22 protein-coding genes and 1 pseudogene are annotated in these 18667 nt (G+C 69.0%); 9 read left to right on the top strand and 14 right to left on the bottom strand.

Annotated elements, in window-relative coordinates:
- Positions 1-696: 696 nt before the first annotated feature.
- From ACTWQR_RS25525 to ACTWQR_RS25540, 4 genes are all read left to right on the top strand, one after another.
- Entirely contained in the window at positions 697-975 is a 279-nt protein-coding gene (locus ACTWQR_RS25525) for a hypothetical protein (protein ID WP_443229487.1), read from the top strand.
- Positions 976-1058: 83 nt separating this feature from the next.
- Positions 1059-1463, top strand: coding sequence for an ANTAR domain-containing protein (locus tag ACTWQR_RS25530; RefSeq protein ID WP_443229488.1), 405 nt, complete (start codon positions 1059-1061; stop codon positions 1461-1463).
- Entirely contained in the window at positions 1460-1606 is a 147-nt protein-coding gene (locus tag ACTWQR_RS25535; protein WP_443229489.1) for a hypothetical protein, read from the top strand. Before ACTWQR_RS25530 ends, ACTWQR_RS25535 begins: the two co-directional genes overlap by 4 nt.
- Before the next feature lie 73 nt (positions 1607-1679).
- Positions 1680-2030, top strand: coding sequence for an ANTAR domain-containing protein (locus ACTWQR_RS25540; protein WP_443229490.1), 351 nt, complete (start codon positions 1680-1682; stop codon positions 2028-2030).
- Positions 2031-2138: 108 nt separating this feature from the next.
- Here ACTWQR_RS25540 and ACTWQR_RS25545 read toward each other — a convergent pair whose 3' ends face one another.
- Together ACTWQR_RS25545 and ACTWQR_RS25550 are read right to left on the bottom strand one after the other, a co-directional pair.
- Positions 2139-2558, bottom strand: a complete 420-nt coding sequence (locus tag ACTWQR_RS25545) for a SpoIIE family protein phosphatase (protein ID WP_443229491.1) — start codon at positions 2556-2558, stop codon at positions 2139-2141.
- Positions 2491-3090, bottom strand: a complete 600-nt coding sequence (locus ACTWQR_RS25550) for a hypothetical protein (protein WP_443229492.1) — start codon at positions 3088-3090, stop codon at positions 2491-2493. Before ACTWQR_RS25550 ends, ACTWQR_RS25545 begins: the two co-directional genes overlap by 68 nt.
- 462 nt (positions 3091-3552) lie before the next feature.
- Between ACTWQR_RS25550 and ACTWQR_RS25555 the strand changes: the two genes are divergently transcribed.
- A complete protein-coding gene (locus tag ACTWQR_RS25555) occupies positions 3553-4383 on the top strand; it encodes a SigB/SigF/SigG family RNA polymerase sigma factor (protein ID WP_443229493.1) in 831 nt (276 codons plus the stop codon).
- 53 nt (positions 4384-4436) lie between these two features.
- Here the strand turns inward: ACTWQR_RS25555 and ACTWQR_RS25560 are convergent, their stop codons facing one another.
- The 8 genes from ACTWQR_RS25560 to ACTWQR_RS25595 form a co-directional block, all read right to left on the bottom strand.
- Positions 4437-5153, bottom strand: a complete 717-nt coding sequence (locus ACTWQR_RS25560) for an ANTAR domain-containing protein (RefSeq protein WP_443229494.1) — start codon at positions 5151-5153, stop codon at positions 4437-4439.
- A gap of 78 nt (positions 5154-5231) precedes the next feature.
- Positions 5232-5993: an ANTAR domain-containing protein gene (locus ACTWQR_RS25565; protein ID WP_443229495.1), complete on the bottom strand. Its 762-nt coding sequence runs from the start codon at positions 5991-5993 to the stop codon at positions 5232-5234.
- A complete protein-coding gene (locus ACTWQR_RS25570) occupies positions 5990-6415 on the bottom strand; it encodes a hypothetical protein (RefSeq protein ID WP_443229496.1) in 426 nt (141 codons plus the stop codon). Before ACTWQR_RS25570 ends, ACTWQR_RS25565 begins: the two co-directional genes overlap by 4 nt.
- A complete protein-coding gene (locus ACTWQR_RS25575) occupies positions 6409-6546 on the bottom strand; it encodes a hypothetical protein (protein ID WP_443229497.1) in 138 nt (45 codons plus the stop codon). The genes ACTWQR_RS25570 and ACTWQR_RS25575 overlap by 7 nt, the downstream gene beginning before the upstream one ends.
- Positions 6547-6704: 158 nt before the next feature.
- Positions 6705-7193, bottom strand: a complete 489-nt coding sequence (locus ACTWQR_RS25580) for a DUF5994 family protein (protein ID WP_443229498.1) — start codon at positions 7191-7193, stop codon at positions 6705-6707.
- A gap of 5 nt (positions 7194-7198) precedes the next feature.
- Complete coding sequence (locus ACTWQR_RS25585) at positions 7199-7474, bottom strand: hypothetical protein (protein ID WP_443229499.1); 276 nt, start codon at positions 7472-7474, stop codon at positions 7199-7201.
- A 5-nt stretch (positions 7475-7479) separates the two neighbouring features.
- Positions 7480-8094 (bottom strand): DUF5994 family protein, encoded by a 615-nt coding sequence (locus tag ACTWQR_RS25590; RefSeq protein WP_443229500.1) that lies wholly within the window; start codon positions 8092-8094, stop codon positions 7480-7482.
- Between the two features lie 200 nt (positions 8095-8294).
- Positions 8295-8699 carry an STAS domain-containing protein gene (locus ACTWQR_RS25595; protein ID WP_443229501.1) on the bottom strand — a complete coding sequence of 135 codons (405 nt, stop codon included), beginning with the start codon at positions 8697-8699 and terminating at the stop codon, positions 8295-8297.
- A 451-nt stretch (positions 8700-9150) separates the two neighbouring features.
- Here ACTWQR_RS25595 and ACTWQR_RS25600 point away from each other — a divergent pair, with 451 nt between their 5' ends.
- Complete coding sequence (locus ACTWQR_RS25600; protein WP_443229502.1) at positions 9151-9642, top strand: Asp23/Gls24 family envelope stress response protein; 492 nt, start codon at positions 9151-9153, stop codon at positions 9640-9642.
- Between the two features lie 298 nt (positions 9643-9940).
- Here the strand turns inward: ACTWQR_RS25600 and ACTWQR_RS25605 are convergent, their stop codons facing one another.
- The gene (locus ACTWQR_RS25605) at positions 9941-10162 is read right to left on the bottom strand and encodes a DUF397 domain-containing protein (RefSeq protein ID WP_443229503.1); all 222 of its coding nucleotides are present in this window, start codon (positions 10160-10162) and stop codon (positions 9941-9943) included.
- Positions 10155-10948 (bottom strand): annotated as a pseudogene (locus ACTWQR_RS25610) (helix-turn-helix domain-containing protein). The gene ACTWQR_RS25605 and the pseudogene ACTWQR_RS25610 overlap by 8 nt, the downstream one beginning before the upstream one ends.
- 163 nt (positions 10949-11111) lie before the next feature.
- Between ACTWQR_RS25610 and ACTWQR_RS25615 the strand changes: the two are divergent.
- Positions 11112-15251, top strand: a complete 4140-nt coding sequence (locus ACTWQR_RS25615; RefSeq protein WP_443229504.1) for an ABC transporter ATP-binding protein — start codon at positions 11112-11114, stop codon at positions 15249-15251.
- Positions 15252-15258: 7 nt separating this feature from the next.
- On the opposite strand, the gene ACTWQR_RS25620 is transcribed toward ACTWQR_RS25615, so the two are convergent.
- Positions 15259-15753, bottom strand: a complete 495-nt coding sequence (locus ACTWQR_RS25620) for a hypothetical protein (RefSeq protein ID WP_443229505.1) — start codon at positions 15751-15753, stop codon at positions 15259-15261.
- Between the two features lie 189 nt (positions 15754-15942).
- On the opposite strand from ACTWQR_RS25620, the gene ACTWQR_RS25625 reads away from it, so the two are divergent.
- Both ACTWQR_RS25625 and ACTWQR_RS25630 read left to right on the top strand, forming a co-directional pair.
- Positions 15943-16335 (top strand): hypothetical protein, encoded by a 393-nt coding sequence (locus tag ACTWQR_RS25625; RefSeq protein WP_443229524.1) that lies wholly within the window; start codon positions 15943-15945, stop codon positions 16333-16335.
- Positions 16336-16433: 98 nt separating this feature from the next.
- Entirely contained in the window at positions 16434-17894 is a 1461-nt protein-coding gene (locus ACTWQR_RS25630) for a S28 family serine protease (RefSeq protein ID WP_443229506.1), read from the top strand.
- A 117-nt stretch (positions 17895-18011) separates the two neighbouring features.
- Here the strand turns inward: ACTWQR_RS25630 and ACTWQR_RS25635 are convergent, their stop codons facing one another.
- Positions 18012-18596, bottom strand: coding sequence for a hypothetical protein (locus ACTWQR_RS25635; RefSeq protein ID WP_443229525.1), 585 nt, complete (start codon positions 18594-18596; stop codon positions 18012-18014).
- Between the last annotated feature and the right edge of the window lie 71 nt (positions 18597-18667).

Here is an 18667-nt window from a genome sequence, read left to right on the forward strand (position 1 = left end):
TCAGCGCCATCGGGCCCATTAGGTATTTCGCAGAGGAATCTGGTTACGATTCATTCGAGTGGCTTCGCCGGAATTTGCGAGCGAATCGCGAAATGCATAGGCCCCCGGCCGGGGGGTTGCCGTGCGGGCTCGGCGTCGTGCGCCATCATGTGCTCCTTCCCTTCGCATGACGTCGGGTCGGCGGCCACGGCGCGTGGCCCTGGTCGGCGAGGGACGCGGGTGGCTGTGTGCATGCGGCGATAACCCTGGACGAAGCAGGCGTGGCGGATGGAGAGGGCAGCCAACTGCTCCTTGAACTGCTCGCCGTCAGGGAAACCGCGCGGTCCCTTGCCAGGCGCGCCGGCAGCGCGTCCGCCTCGGTGACGGCTTTCTGCGGTGATTCGACGAACTGCTCATGGGCGGCGGCCCATTGAGTCACGTAGTGCTCGCGGGGCTCGAGGGACGGCGGCTGCTCCCTGAGGCGCCGGGTGCGCCCCCTGGGGAGCGCGATGGCGGTGCGACGCTGCCGGGGGCCGGGGCGGCACGACGCACGCTGGCCCTCCCTGCATTTCCCGGATAGGTGTCAAGCCGCCATCCGTGCCGGACAGGACGCACTGATGTCGCGCCGTATCCGCAATCTTTGGGCAGGACTACGCTGTGACGTGAGGCCCCAGTCCCCGGTATCGATGCCGTGTCCCGCTCCCGGGGAGGTCCGCCGTGTTGGTCCTGCTACTCATCCTCATCATGGTCTTGTTCGGTTTCGGCTTCCTCGATCCCATCTGGTGGGTGGCCGCGGCGGTGTTGGTCTTGATGGCCACCCGCTACGGCCGCGATCGTGGCCGGGGCCGGGGCCGGGGCAGTAGGTCCGATCTCGGGGACTACAGGGACTATCAGGAGCGCCGGGATCGTCAGGACCGCTGGGACCGTCGCTACAGCCGTCAGCACCGAGCGCGCTGGAGGCGTGAGGACCGGCAGGACCGCGAACACCGCAGGTGACCCGTGCAGCGACCCAGCGGCCAGGGAATCCGGAACGGCTTCAGCCAGGCCGGACACGTCGAGAGCCCGGAGAGGCACGTGCCATGCAACGCACAACTGTGATCCAAGAAGAATGGTGGGATCTGAAGGCCGAGGTCTCGTGGGGGAACGCGCCGGTCCGGCAGGATGTCGTCGCGCTGCGCGCCGAGAACGATCAGCTGCGGCGGGCACTGTCCGGCCGTGTGGTGGTCGACCAGGCCTGCGGCATGGTGATGGCCCTGACCCCTTGCCGTCGCGGGGCGGCCAGGAACCTGCTGGTGGATGTCTCACGGCAGTGCGATCTCAAACTCCGGGAGGTGGCCGCGGCTGTGGTTGCCACCTCGGAGGGTGAGCAGCTCCCGGGGCAGATCCATCGTGCGCTGCGTCGTGCGCTGCGGCGGCTTCATACGGCAGACCTACGAGGAGATTCATGCCGACCAGGCAAGTCCTTCGGTAGGGAGAGGTCATGATTCACGCAGCCGATGTCCGGGAATGGCGCGACCTCGACGTCGTCGACACCGAGTCACACAAGATCGATGTCCTCGAAGCGGTCTATTACGGCCTGCCCTACAAGCCCGGCGCGGCCGGTGAGAGGCAACTGGCGCGCCGCTGACCGCCCATGGGCACGACGACTGTGTTGTGAGGACTGCGTTGTGAGGACTGCCGAGATACGCACCATACGCCAGGTGACCGCGCCCCCTGAAGAACGACCGCTGCTGACGGCTGTGGCTTCGGCAGGCGATGCGGCTTTGCTGGCCGAGGTCGTCGATCTGCGTGCCAAGAACGAGCAGTTGGGGCGGGCGCTGGACACCCGTGCGGTGATCGACCAGGCGCGCGGCATGGTGATGGCACTGGCGCCGTGTTCTAGCGGGAGGGCATGGGATCTGCTGGTGGGCGTGTCGCAGCACTGCAATATCAAGCTCCGGGACGTGGCTGCGGCTCTGGTCGCCACGACGAAGGACGAGACGCTCCCGGAAGAGATACAGCGGGAGTTTCGCCGGGCGCTGCGGCGCCTGCATGCGGCGGACCGGGGGTGACGGAGTGTCCTCCAGCGGACGGCACCGGGAGCTGTGAGCTCAACTCTCCGGTGCCTTCGCCCGGGCCGGCCGTCGGACGCCCCTCCTGTGTAGCCCACCTCGGGGATCTCAAACACCGGCCCGTCGGATCTTCGGCCGTTCGGTCTGGTCAAGTGCTATCGGGGGTGGGAGGGCAGGCTGGTGTGCGCGATGCCCGAGGCGCCGGAGGGTGCCGTGGCGGGTGGCGCTGAGTGCGATGAGCGCGACATCGTCGGCGGTTCCTGCTGGGAAGGTGTCCGGCAGCGCGGTGAGGTGAGCGGCCAGGCCGCTCCTGCCGAACCGGGTGCCTTGGGAGGTACGGGCCTCGGTGAGTCCGTTGCTGTAGAGGAAGAGCGCCTCGCCGGGCAGGAGCTGAACGGCCCGGGAGACGAAGTCCGCGTGATGCAGGGCGCCCGACGCACCGCGTCCGGCCGGCGCCGGGCTACTCGGGCCGTTGGGTCTGGTCGTTGTGGGCGAGGCCGTCCGGATGTTCCGCCGTGCGCTCGCCAAGAGGAAGAACGAGTACTCGTAAGTTCGTTGGGCCGGGCAGGCGGTGGATCTGTCCCGCCTCCTGCCAGCCCCAGTTCCTGAAGGCGGCAAAGGTCGAACGGTCGGACTGATCCACCAACGTGACACCAAGCGAAGACTGGTGGTCGGAGAGCAGACGCTCCTGGAGTCGGCGGGCGAGCCCGTGGGCGTGCTGGTGCGGATGGACGAGAGTTTCAAGGATCGCGAAGACATGCCCGGACGCGGTCAGTTGCTCCAGGTTCTGCGGTAGCGGTCCGTCGAATCCCTCCCACCAGGCGCCGTCGCGCGGCACGGGGAACCCTGAGACACAGCCGGTCAAAGCCTCTGCCTCGGCGACCAGCATGTCGAATCCCGGCAGCTGTACGTCGCCCGCCAGGCGGTGCAGGAACTTCTGCCGGTCGTGGAACTCCTCACCGGGAGCGGCGACGGAAGACTCCACGTACAGATCCGCCAGGTCCTCCCGCAGGCCCTCGGCCTGCCAGCGGTTCAGCCGGCGCAGACGCACCGTGTCCATCGCGGACGGCTCAGAGCCTTGGAGTTCGTGTGGTTGCCGCGGAGCGGGCATGACGCGCCTCGGTTCAGGGGGCCGGAAGTCGTGCGGGACTCCCATCGTGGCCGATGGGCGGTCGCGGCGCCTGGGTCTGGGACGTCTGTTCAGCAGCATAGCCCCGGATCGGCGCCGCGCCGGGGCCCGTTGGGGGCGCGGGGCCACTGCGCCGCAGGCAGATGGACGGTGAGTGCGCCGACCAGCTTGTCGAGGACGGGGTGGGACGCGGCGACGAGCCAGGGTACGGGGCCCGTGGGCAGCCGCAGTTATGTCGCGGAGAGCTGTTTGAAAGCGGGCTGTCCGGGAACTCGGCCGGTGTGCTTCAGACCGGAGGCACGCCCGTGGGAGCAGCTTGCGCTGCTCCCGTGTGCGCTGCGGTCTGCCGGCTCCCACGGTGAGTGACGCCACCCATCAGGGAGACACGTGCCCATGCCGGACCAACGCACGCAGAGCCCACGAACCGCATACCCCTCCGACGACTACGACGACGCGCCGGACACCGACGCCGCGTTCCGCCGAATCGCTGCCCTACCGGGCGGCCCGGAGAAGTCCGCGTTGCGGCATGAGGTGGTGTGCGCCTGGATGCCGATGGCCGCACGGCTCGCCCGGCGCTTCCGCCATCGTGGTGAGACCTTCGAGGACCTCAAGCAGGTCGCCCAACTGGGCCTGGTCAAGGCGGTAGCCCGCTTCGACCCCAGTCGCGGCACCGCCTTCCCGAGTTTTGCCATACCGACGATCCTCGGCGAGGTGAAGCGGCACTTCCGTGACGAACTCTGGGTCGTGCATGTGCCGCGGCGCGTACAGGAGCTGCGCAGTCGGGTCCGCTCCGCCGACCATGAGCTGTCCTCTTCGCTTGGATGCCGCTTCCCCGCAGTCCACGAGATCGCCGCACACACCGGCCTGACCGAGGCCGAGGTACGGCTGGGTCAGGGGGCGCTGGAGAGCTTCACCGCCCGGTCCTTGGACGCTGTGCCCGGCCATTGGGAGGACAGCCACCCCCTGACCGACACCCTCGGTGGCATGGAGCCCGGCTTCGACCGGGTCGTCAACCGTGAGGCGCTCCGCCCCCTGCTGCAGGCACTGCCCGAACGCGAACGGCAGATCCTGTACATGAGGTTCTTCTGCGAGATGACGCAGGCCCGCATCGGCCTACAGCTCGGTGTCTCTCAGATGCACGTCTCCCGTCTGATCACCCGCACCTGCGCACGCCTGCGCGACCAGGTGATGGCCGACGCCCACGACCTGAGAAGGGCATCGTGACAACGTCCCGGGTGCACGGGGGCGACGCGGTCGCTTTCGCGTTCTGGGTGCTGTCAGACGCAGAGACCGGGGAGGCGTTCGGAGTTGTCGATGAAGGCGCGGGCGACGTCGGACAGGCGTCGGTTGTGGGCGCGGGCGTAGCCGCGCAGTGCGGTGAAGGCCTGTTCCATGTCGATGTTCTGGCGTTCGGCGAGTTTCCCCTTGGCCTGCTCGATCAGTACCCGGCTGTTCAACGCCGCCTGCAGCTGTTCGTTGAGCACCGTGCTGCGGTGGGTGGTGCGTTGTTGCAGGAGGCTGATGGTGGCGACGTCGGCCAGGGCCTGGGCGACGGATGTGGCGGCCGGGTCGAAGGGGCCCGGGGTGGCGCGGAAGAGGTTCAGAGCGCCGACGACCTCGTCCCGCAGACGCATCGGCAGCGCCTGGACTGCCCCGAAACCGCTGCGGTGGGCCGCTGTGACGAAGCGCGGCCAGCGGTCGACCTCTCGGGTCAGGTCGGGGACGATCACCTGTGTGCCGGTGCGGAAGCACTCGAGGCAGGGGCCTTCGTCGTTCTGGAGCTGGAAGAGCTCCAGCAGGCGTACCTGTTCGTCGGAGGCGGCCATCACGCGGAGTTTGCCGTCCCGGTCGGCGAGCAGCACCCCGGCGGCGCCTGCGCCGAGCATGCCGACGCAGCGGTCGGTGAGCAGGCGCAGGAAGTCGATGAGGTCGAAGTCGGCGACCAGGTTGTCGGCCAGCTCGACGAAGGTCTTGGCCAGGAGCTGCTGATTCATCGTGACACCCTCGCTTGAGACTGGTCCCGCCGGGAAGGGGCGGGAAGTACAGCACGTTCATCGGATGGCAGCGGTGCGTCAGGTTTCCTCGTCGGTCCGTCTTGGTTCCGCGTCGGGGGAGAAGCGGAGCCGGTGGGCCACCACGTCGGCGGCCACCTCGGCGAGTCGGCGTCCCTGCGCATAGGCGTAGGCGCGGAGCCGGACGAAGGCTTCGTCGATGCCGACGCCGAGTTGGACGGTGAGGATGCCGGTGGCCTGGTCGATCTCCGCCCGGTGTCCGCCCAGGTCCTCGAAGCCGCGATCTGCCAGTGCTCCGTCGACCGGTGCGCCCCTCTCGTCGATGCGCGCGTCGAGCAGGAGTAGCGTCGCGAGATCGGCGAAGGCCAGCGCGTCGGCCAGCTCCTCCGTGTCCAGCACGGTCGGCACGTCGGCGTACAGGTCCAGAACTCCCGGGCTGATCGCGCCCATCTGCAAGGGGAGCGCGAAGACCGCGCGCGCTCCGGCTTCCAGAGCGGCATCGGCGAACACGGGCCAGCGGTCCTGCATTGCGCCGGTCAGCAGATCGGGTATCAGGATGGCCGAGCCGTGCAGGAAGGCGTCCACGCAGGGCCCCTCGCCCAGGGTGAGCTGGAGCTCTTCCAGTTGCTCGCTGATGGTGTCGGTGCTGCACAGCGGATGGCTTGTCGTGGTCCGGGACATCGCGGATACTCCGGCTCCGCCGACCGGGAGCGCGGCCACGGCCGCGGTGCACACGTCCACCACGCCGACCCGGGCGCCGCCTCGGGCCGCCTGCTCGGCGACCAGCGCCTGGATACGGGCCGACCGGCGGTGGGACCTCACCCGGGCCACCGCGTCCAGGCATCGTGCGCAAGGCTCTCCAGCCGCGCGTCGGTTGGTTCCCCGACGGGAAGGACCAGCACCCGCAGCGTGGCGCTGATCGGCCTCCAGATCTCTCCCACGTCCAGCCATCCCCAGGAGCGGAGCGCGGTGAGCGTCGGGCGGTCGGCCCGGTCCACCACGGTGGCGCCGAGTGCCGCCTGCTGGTCGGTCAGCAGCCGCTCCTGCAACCGGCGGGCCACGTCCTGGTCCTGCGGGTGCGGGCGGACCAGGATGTCGGTGATCGCGAAGACGCCGCCTGACTCGGTGAGTTGCTCGATGCCGTGCGGTGATGCTCCGTCACATCCGAGCCGCCAGAAGCCGTCGCCGCGTACCGGGAATCCGAAGGCGCATCCCACCAGGTGGTCCGTCTCCGCGATCACCATCGCGAACCCCGGCCGACGGATGTCGGAGGCGAGACGGTTCTCTCGTACTGCTGGACGCTGCGCAGGCTCTTGGCGAGCAGGATCAGCCCGGCCACTGCGAACACCACCAGCACGGTGATCACAACACCCATCGTTCTCACATTCCTTACGTCGTTCGTGTCCCGGAACCCGAGCGGTCCGGGAAGCACACGGCGCGGGAAGACCCCGGCCTGTCGTCTGCGGTGCGGCGGCCGGGGTCCTGGGCTGCGGGTTGTGCGATTGCTGAGCGGTGCGGCTCCCGCTGGTCCCGCTAGTGGGGAGAGCCGGGCGGTATGTCACCCCGGCCGGCCGGGGTGATGCCGGCGGCGGCGAGAAGATGCTCGGCCGAGACGGCGTTGTCGTCCCGTACGGCCATGGCCATCGCGGCGCGGGCGGGCGCGGGGGCCGTCTGCGGAGGGATCACCAGGAACAGGAAATGGTCCTGGTCGCCCCGGGTGACGATCATCGTGCTGTCTCCGACGGCGGACCAGCCGATGTGGACCGTATGCCCCTCGACGACCAGGTGCCCCGGGGTTTCGTCCCAGTCGCTCGAGTCGAGACCGACGCGGGCGATGGGGCCCAGCCGAGCCGTCAGGGCCGTGACCAGGCCGGACAGCTCGCTTTCGAGGTCGCGAGACCTTGGCCACCACGCGCCGTCGAACGTCCCCGTCCGCTTGGGTGTCGTCTCCATCCGCAAGACCGCGGTGCCGGGAAGCACCGGCTCACTGCTGGTGTCTGCCAGGAGCCTGACGGGGTGCATGGCGCTCACTTCTCTTCCGTCCGGATCCGGGTCCGGCGCCGTGGCCGGAGCCGCCCACGTCCCCCGTCGCGATGGTCGCGGCGATCGCCGGTGCCGCTCGTTCCGGCGCGTCCGCGAACCTTCTGCGGGGCCGATGGCGCCGGTCCCCGGGCAGCAGGCCGGGAGCGGCCGTAGTGGAAAGCGGCGATGCGCTCGTCGTGCTGGTTGTTCAACCGGTGGATCAGGAACGCGCCCAGGGCGACCATCGCCAGGAGCGCGACCACGGTCAGGAAGGTCTCCATGGCCCTCACATCCCCTTGGCCGGATTCGGAGGAATGACCGACGGGATGCCGAGTACCGGAGCAGTGACTGCCGGGATCCGTGGACGGGAGGGTGGACCGCCTGCCGCATGGCCTCCTTCGGCGTCCCAGACCGCCTCCACGGCCCGGTCGGTCTCCGTCACTGTGCGCAGGCGCGCCGCCTCGTCCATCAGCTGGCTCGCGGTCGACGTGCGCAGTGGATCGCTCGCGGCGGCCATCAGCCAGGCGGCCGAGACGGGAGTCGTCTGCGGAGGGATCACCAGCAGGTCCCAGCGGCCCATGCGGTAGGAGAGGAGCAACAGCTGGTGCGGATCCTGCTCGGCCAGGAACGAGCCCACCTTCACGACATGCCCGTCGACGGGCACCTTGTGCGGGACGGTCGGCCAGTGTGCGGGATTGACCGTGACCCTGGTGATCCGCCCCCACAGCGGATCGAGCACGGCCGTCAGCGAAGGAAGTTCCGCCCAGAGATCGCGGGAGCGCGGCCACCAGGCGCCGTCCAGCAGAGCCGGTGCGGAACCACTGGGAGCCAGCGACATGCGGAGAGACGGAGGGGAGGGCCGGTCTTCGAGTGTCGGCGCGTACGAAACGGTCGCAGTCATGATGCGAACCCTGCTCCGGACCGGTCGGAACCGGCCCCGGCGTAGCCAATCGCCGAAAACGACACGAGCGTGGAGGCCGGTGCGCGAAATACTCTCGGTAACCCCCAGCTTACTCCTCCGGCGGGCCCTACGGACTGTGTCCAGGCGTCGCGGCACCCGGGATGCCGTGAGGCCGACATCGATGGTGCGCATGCGGTCGCTCACGCATCCGCCATCGCTCCCTCCGTGCCTGCCTCTGCCTGGATCCGTGGCCGGGGCAGACCGAAAGGAGGTGGCAGGTGCCCGAACGGAAGGCCGAGGAGCAGGAACGCGCAGCCGGCGAGGTCGACCAGCAAGGCCAGCATCGGTGGCGGGTAGTGCAGTCGCAGGGTCCCGCCCGTCACGGTGGTCTGCTGGGAGGCATGGAGGAAGGCGTTGAGGCCGCTGCAGTCGCAGAAGGTGACGGGGGTGAGGTCGACATCGATGGTGCGGATACCGTCGCCAATACACCGGTCCAGTGCCGTACGCACCAGTGGAGCCGATTCCAGGTCGATTTCACCGGACAGGGTCAGCAGTGCCCGTTTCCTTCGGTCATGGCGGTAGACGGTGAGCTGTGGGAGGGGCAAGATGCCTCGGTTCTCACGGCCATCCGGCAGCGCACGCGGTGACGCAGGGATTCCCGGCCCCCTTGGCCCGCTCCCGGCAGGGACGTACGTTCGGCGGAGGTGGAGCAACGGTCGGCCCGACTGCCTGTGCGACAGGACAGAGGACCCACCCAGCTCCCTCCAGGGATGCGCCGGGTGACGAACGAAAGGTCCGCTCCCCGCACCATCTGTGTCGAGCAACGACAAGCCGCCGGGGTCTGGGACGTCCGTACAGCAGCATAGTCCTCATTCCCGGTCCGACGGACGGCCGGAAGCCGCCTGTTCCCCCCGCCTGGAAGGCGCCAAGACGTGACGCCGTGCGGGCATATCCGGTGCCCCGCACGGTACTGGGAAGGCAGCGCGGAAACGCGGCGACCGACGGCCGCCCCTCCCGTTACGGCAGCCCATGCATCGCCCGAGGAGGTGGCTTCGCATGACGGAGCCGAACAGTTCAACCCTGCAGAAGGCCGATCCTGAGCCCCGCGCCGGCGTGGGCACGATGCTGCAGGCCGCACGGCCCGGGCCTCAGGAACCGCCGGGGACCCGCGGCCGGACGACCATCGCGGACGGGGTGGTGGAGAAAATAGCCGGGATCGCCGCACGCGAGGTCCCGGGAATCAACGCACTGGGCGGCGGATTCACTCGCACCATGGCGGCGGTGCGCGACCGGGTCCCGGGAGGGCGCTCAAGCACTGGGAGCGGCGTCAAGGTCGAGGTCGGTGAGAAGCAGACCGCCATCGACCTCCAGGTCGTCGTCGAATACGGGATAAGCATCACCGACATCGCCGCGGAAGTCCGCGAGAACGTGATCGCGGCGGTGGAACGGATGACGGGCCTGGAAGTCGTCGAAGTGAACATCGCCGTCAACGATGTGCACCTTCCGGACGAGGGCACGCCAGAGAGCGGCGAGGACCGGGTGCACTAGGGGGCTTCTGATGGATCTCCGATGGGGGTCCCTCCCCGGGCTCGAGCGAAGTCGAGAGTGGGGGAGGAGCTACTAGGGCTTTTGTCCGGCAGTCCGTCCGGGCCGCCGGCGGCCCGGACGCGTGCGCGAGTTCGGATTTGAGTGCGAGCAGGTGCAGTGCGGAGGCGGACTTCCAGTTGGCGTAGAGGAAGTTGCGTGACGTGCCGCAGCTGCGGGCGATGGCGGCGGGGGGAAGTGCTCACGCTCTGGCTATGGGTACTGGTCCGCTGGGCGGGTGCGGCTCGGTCCGAAGCGCCCCTCAGGCGGGCAACTTACCGCCCTTGACGGCTGTGACGAACGATGACCAACCGGCCGGAGGGAAGACCAGGGCAGGACCGTTCGGGATCTTGGAGTCCCGGACGGGGAACCCTGAGGGGTGGTCGTCCAGAACCTCGACGCAGCTGTTGGCCTCGGTCCCGCTGTAGGACGACTTGCGCCAACCGCTCAGTATGTCCGCGCTGGGGATGGTGTGTTCAGGCATGGTGTCCGTAGTCCTTCGCTGTTGCCCTCAATAGGGCAAGGGACTCTCGTAGGGGCAACGCGTCGCTCAGTGCGAGATGGTAGGCGCCTTGGAGTCGTTCGACGATGGCCGGGGCATCGTGAACCTTGCCGAACTGTAGGCCCTCGGAATAGGCCACGGGGGGCTGGTCCTCGAACCACATCAGCGTCAGCATGCTGTTCAGGATCTGATACGCGCCCACGCTGTACGGAATCACATGTGTGCGTACACGCTTGTCCTCAGTCAGGCGGACGATGTGCATGAGCTGTTCCGCCATGACCTCCGGGCCGCCGACCGGGCGTCGTAGGACTGCCTCGTCGAGCAGTGCCCACACTACGGGTGTCACTGGGTCGGTGAGGATCTTCGCGCGCTCAAGCCGTGTGACGACGATCTTGTCACGTCCTCTTCCCTCGCAGGCGGGTATCCGACGCTCAGAAGGGCACGCGCGTACCTGTCCGTCTGCAAGATGCCAGGTACGAAGGTGGGCGCGAACTCGCGGATCACCGTTGCCTGTTGTTCGAGATGCCTGGCTGCCTCGAAGTAATCCTCGACCGCCACGTCGTCCTGCGGCAAGAAACTGCTCAGCACGTTCCCCGTGTTCAGGGCCCTGTCCAGGCGTCGCGCGTCCTCCTTCGAAGGCACACGGCGCCCCGCCTCGATGTGCGCGATGTGCGAACGGGTCATGATCGCCGACTCGGCCAGTTGCTGCTGTGTCAGCCCAGCCGTCTCCCGCTGCTGCTTGAGCCAGTCACCGTACGTATTGCTCATGGCCAAATCCCCTGCGACAAACGCCTGGTCACACTCCACCCTCTGGCGAGCCTAGTCCGCCCCGTCTCACTCTGTGAGTGGATCGCTACACAAAGCGATACCCCCGCGACCGTGCGACCGGTCCGGGGGCGTGGCCATCAACCAACCCAAGGAAGTTGACGACATGAGTCACCGTATCGCCCGCCTCTTCGAGCCGCTGCTACGGCTCTTGCTCCCCGGCTCGGGACGCCATCGCCTCGCGGTCACCGTTCCGGCGCACCCAGCTCCCGCCCCCTCGTACTTCCATGAGCGGACCGCCCGTCACCCCGACTCCCGCCCCTTGCGCGGCGAGGACAACGCGATGGTCCGCCCGTATCTCGTCGCCCATGAGAGGCACGAGGAAACGCGGCGGCAGCGGGCCCGCCGACGCGCCCTGTGGCTCGCCGCCCTGACGACCCCTTCCGAAGCCCCGACCGGAGCCTTCCGAACATTGCGGAGGGATGAAATCCGGTTCATCCCGTGTTGGTGCCTTCCGGATGACCAGGGCGACCAGGATGCGCAGGCTGCCCAAGACGAACGGAAGGCACCAGGCGTGACACAGCCGCAACGGGGATGGGCACGACGACTGGCCGGGTACGCCTGGCGGTACCCGAAGGACGTCGTGCTCGCGCTGGGCGCCTCGCTGGCCGGTATGGCCGTCATGGCCCTCGTACCGCTGGTCACCAAGGTGATCATCGACGACGTCATCGGAACCCACACCCGCGACATGGCCCCCTGGGCGGGCGCGCTCATCGGCGCGGCCGTCCTCGTCTACGTCTCCACCTACATCCGCCGCTACTACGGCGGCCGCCTCGCCCTGGACGTCCAGCACGACCTGCGCACCGAGATGTACGGCACGATCACGGCGCTCGACGGCCGCCGCCAGGACGAGCTGTCGACCGGCCAGGTGGTGGGGCGCGCGACCAGCGACCTCCAGCTGATCCAGGGCCTGCTGTTCATGCTCCCGATGACCATCGGGAACATAGTCCTCTTCCTGATCTCCCTCGTGATCATGGCCTGGCTGTCCCTGCCGCTGACCCTGGTCGCGCTGGCAGTGGCCCCGGCCCTGTGGTTCATCGCGAAGCGCAGCCGCTCGAAGCTCCACCCGGCCACCTGGTACGCCCAGGCACAGGCGGCGGCCGTGGCCGGCGTCGTGGACGGCGCGGTCAGCGGCGTACGCGTCGTGAAGGGCTTCGGCCAGGAGGACCAGGAAACCGGGAAGCTCAGACACATCGGCCGCAAGCTCTTCGCGGGCCGCCTGCGCACGATCCGCCTGAACTCGAGGTACACCCCGGCCCTCCAGGCGGTCCCCGCCCTCGGTCAGGTCGCCATGCTGGCGCTCGGTGGCTGGCTCGCGGTGAGGGGCCAGATCACGCTCGGCACGTTCGTGGCGTTCTCCTCGTACCTGGCCCAGCTCGTCGGCCCCGTCCGCATGCTCGCCCTGGTGCTCACGGTCGCCCAGCAGGCCCGCGCCGGCGCCGAGCGCGTACTGGAGCTGATCGACACGGAGCCGTCGATCGAGGACGGCACCAAGCCCCTCCCCGCCGACGCCCCCGCGACCGTCGAGTTCGACGACGTGTCCTTCGGCTACGACGACGACCGCCCGGTCCTGGACGGCCTGTCCTTCGAGATCCGCCCGGGCGAGACCCTCGCCGTCGTCGGTTCCTCCGGCTCCGGCAAGTCCACCGTCTCGCTCCTCCTGCCGCGCTTCTACGACGTGACCCGAGGCGCCGTGCTCATCGGCGGCCACGACGTGCGAGAGCTGACCCTCGAATCGCTCCGGGCCGCGATCGGGCTCGTACCGGAGGACTCCTTCCTCTTCTCGGACACCGTGCGCGCCAACATCGCGTACGGCCGCCCGGAGGCCACCCAGGAGCAGATCGAGACCGCGGCCCGCGCCGCGCAGGCAGACCGTTTCATCGCCGAGCTGCCCGAGGGCTACGACACCAAGGTCGGCGAACACGGCCTCACCCTCTCCGGCGGCCAGCGTCAGCGCGTCGCCCTGGCCCGGGCGATCCTCACCGACCCGCGACTGCTGGTCCTCGACGACGCGACGAGCGCGGTGGACGCCCGGGTCGAACACGAGATCCACGAGGCCCTCAAACACGTCATGGCGGGCCGCACCACCCTCCTCATCGCCCACCGCCGCTCCACCCTGAACCTCGCCGACCGCATCGCCGTCCTCGACGACGGCCGCCTGGCGGACATCGGTACGCACCAGGAGCTCACCGAGCGCTCCCCTCTCTACCGGCGCCTGCTCACCGACCCGGACGAGCTCGGCGGCGTCTCACCGGGGCACGCCCAGCCCTCCTGCCCGTGCGAGGACACCTCCGTACGCGAGGAACTGGACGCCGAGTTCGACGCCGAACGCGGGATCACGCCCAAGCTGTGGGCGGGGGAGCGCGAGCCCAAGGACATGGCGATGGACGGGATGCCCGCCACGCCCGAACTCCTCGCCCAGGTCGAGGCCTTGCCCCCGGCCACCGACATGCCCGCCATCGACGAGGCACGCGCGGTCACGCCCGAGGAGTCGTACGGACTCCGACGCCTCCTGCGCGGCTTCGGGCTCCCTCTCCTCGCCAGCCTCGGCCTCGTGGCCGTCGACGCGGGCATGGGCCTGCTCCTGCCCGTCCTGATCCGGCACGGTATCGACCAGGGCGTCTCCGAGGTCGCGCTCGGCGCCGTCTGGGCCGCGTCCGCCCTCGCGCTGCTCACCGTCCTCGTCCAGTGGACGGCGCAGACCGGCGAGATCCGCATGACCGGACGCACCGGCGAACGCGTCCTGTACTCGCTCCGGCTGAAGATCTTCGCGCAGCTCCAGCGCCTCGGACTCGACTACTACGAGCGGGAGTTGACCGGCCGGATCATGACCCGGATGACGACGGACGTGGACGCGCTGTCCACGTTCCTGCAGACCGGTCTGGTCACCGCGTTCGTCTCCGTCGTCACCTTCTTCGGCATCATGGTCGCCCTGCTGGTGATCGACGTGGAGCTGGCGCTGGTCGTCTTCGCGACGCTGCCGCCGCTGATCATCGGTACGTTCTTCTTCCGCCGGTCCAGCGTGAAGGCGTACGAACTCGCCCGTGAGCGGGTCTCCGTGGTCAACGCCGACCTTCAGGAGTCGGTGTCCGGGCTGCGGATCCTCCAGGCGTTCCGGCGCGAGGGCGTGGGCAGGAAGCGGTTCGCGGAGGGCAGCGACAGCTACCGGCAGGCCCGTATCCGCGGGCAGTGGCTGATCTCGATCTACTTCCCGTTCGTTCAGCTGCTGTCGTCGGTCGCGGTGGCCGCGGTGCTCGTCGTGGGCGCGGCGCGGGTCGACGCTGGCACTCTCACGGTCGGCGCGCTGGTGGCGTACCTCCTCTACATCGACCTGTTCTTCGCACCCGTGCAGCAGCTCTCGCAGGTCTTCGACGGCTACCAGCAGGCGACCGTCTCGCTCGGCCGGATCCAGGAACTCCTCCAGGAGCCGACGTCCACGAAGGCCGCCGACGAGCCACTCGAGATCCTCGCCCTGCGAGGCGACATCGCCTTCGAGGACGTCGACTTCGCGTACGGGTCCGCGGACGAGCCCGAAGAGGCGCTCAGCGGAGTGAAGTTGAGCATTCCGGCCGGCCAGACCGTGGCCTTCGTCGGAGAGACGGGCGCGGGCAAGTCGACCCTCGTGAAGCTGGTGGCCCGCTTCTACGACCCCACCGGCGGCCGGGTCACCGTCGACGGCACGGACCTGCGCTCCCTCGACCTCACCTCCTACCGCCACCGACTCGGCGTCGTCCCGCAGGAGGCCTACCTCTTCCAGGGCACGGTCCGGGACGCCATCGCGTACGGGCGCCCGGACGCCACGGACGCCGAGGTGGAGGCGGCGGCCCGCGCGGTCGGCGCGCACGACATGATCGCCACGCTGGACGGCGGCTACCTCCACGAGGTCGACGAGCGCGGCCGCAACCTCTCCGCCGGGCAACGCCAGCTGATCGCGCTGGCCCGGGCGGAACTGGTCGACCCGGACATCCTGTTGCTCGACGAGGCGACGGCCGCCCTCGACCTGGCCACCGAGGCCCAGGTCAACCAGGCCACCGACCGCATCGCCGGCCGCCGTACGACCCTGGTCGTCGCCCACCGCCTGACCACGGCAGCCCGCGCGGACCGCGTCGTGCTCATGGCCGACGGCCGGGTCGCGGAGGACGGCACGCACGACGAACTACTCGAACTGGGCGGGCGGTACGCGCAGTTGTGGCGGATGTTCGTGGGGGAGCCCGACCCCGCCGCGACCGTCAGTACTTCGAAGTGATGGCCCGTCAGTACTTCGAAGTGATGTCGGAGATCTTCCGGCTCTCGAGGTCCGAGCGCACCGTGAGGTAGGTGTACGTCTTCTCCCCGCCGGTGCCCGGGCCCGACTCCCAGGTCAGCCGGACCGTCGTGTACGTGTGCCCCATGCCGCTGTCGCCCGGTGTCACCTTCCAGGCGCTCGGCACGTTCTGCGAGCGCAGGATGCCGTCCGCGTCGTTGCGCCTCTCCCATGTGAGCAGGCGTGAGCGGAGGTCGGAGGTGAGGTAGAACCTGCGCAACTCTGCCGCGGCCGCGTTGCTGCCCGGGTCGTTCGCCACGTCGATGTACGCGCCGTAGAAGTGCGCGACCCGGTCGTAGACGGGACCGGGGCTGCCACTGCGGGGCGGCGCGGGAGGAACCTCGTCGCGGACGTCGGGGGCGTCGGCCACGGCCGGCACCGAGGCGGCCGTGGTGAGCAGCGCGACGGCGACAAGCCCTCGGCTGATCGTTCGTGAGCGATTCATGACGGACCGCCTTTCGATTCTGACCTTTTGGGTAACGGGTAAACAGGCGAGGTCGCCCCAAACGAGGTCAAACAGCCAAAGGCTCCACCGGACCACCCGCCCCAGCCGTGCGCAACCATTCGGGGTACGTCACGCGTCCGTACATCAGTACGTCGATCGCGGTGGGAGGTCGTGGTGGGTGGGACGACAGTGGGCAGTGGCGTGATACGCCGACGGCTGGCGCTCGTCATGGCTGTGCTGACCGCCTCGGGACTGCTGGTCCTCGCGGGTCCGGGCACCGCAGACGCGGAGGCGGCGGCCCTCTGCTCCGGGCGCAAGGTGCGTACGCTGCCCTTCTCCACCGGTTCCGTGCACGTCTACAAGAGCCGCGGTTACATCTGCGCGGTGACCTTTCCCAGGCGGCCGGGCGCCCGTAAGCACATGACGGTGAGCGTGCGGGCGCGCGGCAGCCGGCCGGCGGTCGACAGAGGGCGGTACAGGAATCACGCGGGCCCGAAGACCGTGCACGCGGGACACCGCTGCGTGTGGGTGAAGGGCTCCGTCGGCTCCGGCTCGGTGAGCTCGGGTTGGATTCTCTGCTAATGCTCCGCTAATGCGCACAAATCTCCAAGCTCCCCTGGTGTGACGCCAGTTGCTCCGCTAGGTTCCGGCGGACATCTGCGTATTCCAGGGGAGAGTGCATGCGCAAGACGCTCAGATGGCTGCTGTCGCTCGTGGTGCTCATAGGCACGTTGAGTGCGGCCGGGGCGGCCACCGCCGCCCAGCCGGAAGCCACCGGCACAAGCACCAGCGCGGACATCAGCGCGGACATCGGCGCGGACATCAAGGACCGGCTCCTCGCGATACCGGGCATGAGCCTGGTCGAGGAGAAGCCCTACACCGGCTACCGCTTCTTCGTCCTCAACTACACCCAGCCGGTCGACCACCGGAACCCGTCCAAGGGCACCTTCCAGCAGCGCATCACCGTGCTGCACAAGGACACCGCGCGCCCGACGGTCTTCTACACCGGCGGCTACAACGTCTCCACGAACCCGAGTCGCCGCGAGCCGACCCAGATCGTGGACGGCAACCAGATCTCGATGGAGTACCGCTTCTTCACTCCGTCCCGTCCCGCCCCGGCCGACTGGACCAAGCTGGACATCTGGCAGGCCGCCAGCGACCAGCACCGCATCTTCAAGGCCCTCAAGCCGATCTACGACAAGAAGTGGGTCTCCACCGGCGGCTCGAAGGGCGGCATGACCGCCACCTACTACGAGCGCTTCTACCCGCGTGACATGGACGGCGTCGTCGCGTACGTCGCGCCCAACGACGTGGTGAACAAGGAGGACTCGGCGTACGACCGATTCTTCGCGAAGGTCGGCACCAAGGAGTGCCGCGACCGGCTGAACGCGGTGCAGCGCGAGGCACTGGTGCGCCGGGAGCCACTGGAGAAGAAGTACGCGGAGGTGGCGGCCGCCGAGGGCTACACCTTCACCACCGTCGGCAACCTCGACAAGGCTTACGAGGCCGTCGTCCTCGACTACGTGTGGGGCTTCTGGCAGACCAGGCTGCTCACCGACTGCGACATGATCCCGGCGGACGCGAAGAACGCGACGGACGACGAGATCTGGGCCTCGGTCGACGAGGTCTCCGGGTTCTCCTTCTACACGGACCAGGGCCTGGAGCCGTACACGCCGTACTACTACCAGGCGGGTACGCAGCTCGGCGCCCCGACGATCGAGTTCCCGTACATCGAGAAGAAGCTGATCCGGTACGGCTACCAGCCGCCGCGGAACTTCGTGCCGCGCGACATCTCCATGACGTTCCAGCCGTGGGCGATGCGCGACGTCGACACGTGGGTCAAGCGCCACGCGAACCAGATGCTGTTCGTGTACGGCCAGAACGACCCGTGGGGCGCGGAGCCGTTCCGCCTCGGCAAGGGCGCCCGTGACTCGTACGTCTTCACCGCACCCGGTCTGAACCACTACGCCGGCGTCGCGAACCTCGTCCCCGACCAGAAGGCCCTCGCCACGGCCCGCATCCTGGAGTGGGCGGGCGTCGCCTCGGCCGCGGTCCAGGAGAACCCGGAGAAGGCGAAGCCGCTGGCCAAGTACGACTCGAAGCTGGACAAGCGCAAGATGGAGCGCCAGCTCCGTCCGTAAGCGGCTTCCTCGGGTTGCTCAGCCACTCAGCCACTCAGTGGCTGAGCAACTCCCTTGCTGCGTCCGCCCATTGAAGCCCATCGGCCATTGGAGCCCACCGGGCGTTGAAGCCCTCGGCTACACCGGGCGGGCGCAGCCCACCGGCTTCGTCCCGCCCAGCTGGACGTACAACGCCGTCGACGCCGGGCAGGCGGTGCGCTTCTTCACCGCCGCGGTCACCTTGTACTCCGGGGGCTCTTTCCCCTTCCCGTCGCACGACGTCTCGCGGACCTCGCCCGCGGTCGCGTTGTAGACGCAGTCGCCGACGATCGTGCGGGGACCTCCGCCGCCGCCCGGGTCGCCGGGGTGCGGGGGCTGCAGGTTGCGCATGCAGGCGTAGCCCTGCGGAACCGCGCCGTCGCCGTCCTCGTCGGCGGAGGGCTTCTGCTCGCTGATGTGCAGTACGAAGTCCGTGGTGGCGGGGCACGGCTGCCCGTCGCCCACCTTCCCGTCGTACCGTGCGATCACCCGCGCCGCCGCCTTCTCGCTGGTGCACGCCACCTCGGTGAACGACTCGCGCCCGAACGAACTGCACTCGTCGATCGAGAGGAACACCGTCCCGTACCCCGAAGTCCGCGTAGGAGCCGACGTCGCCTCGTCGAGCCTGCCGTCCTCGGCCCCGGACGACTGCTGACAGCCGGTGAGTACCGCCACCACCAGCATCACCAGCGCGCACACCACCCCCGCAGCACGGCCACGCGCACCACCAGCACGACCATGAACACGCGCACCAT

Source organism: Streptomyces sp. 2A115 (genome assembly GCF_052245575.1).
Lineage (GTDB): Bacteria > Actinomycetota > Actinomycetes > Streptomycetales > Streptomycetaceae > Streptomyces.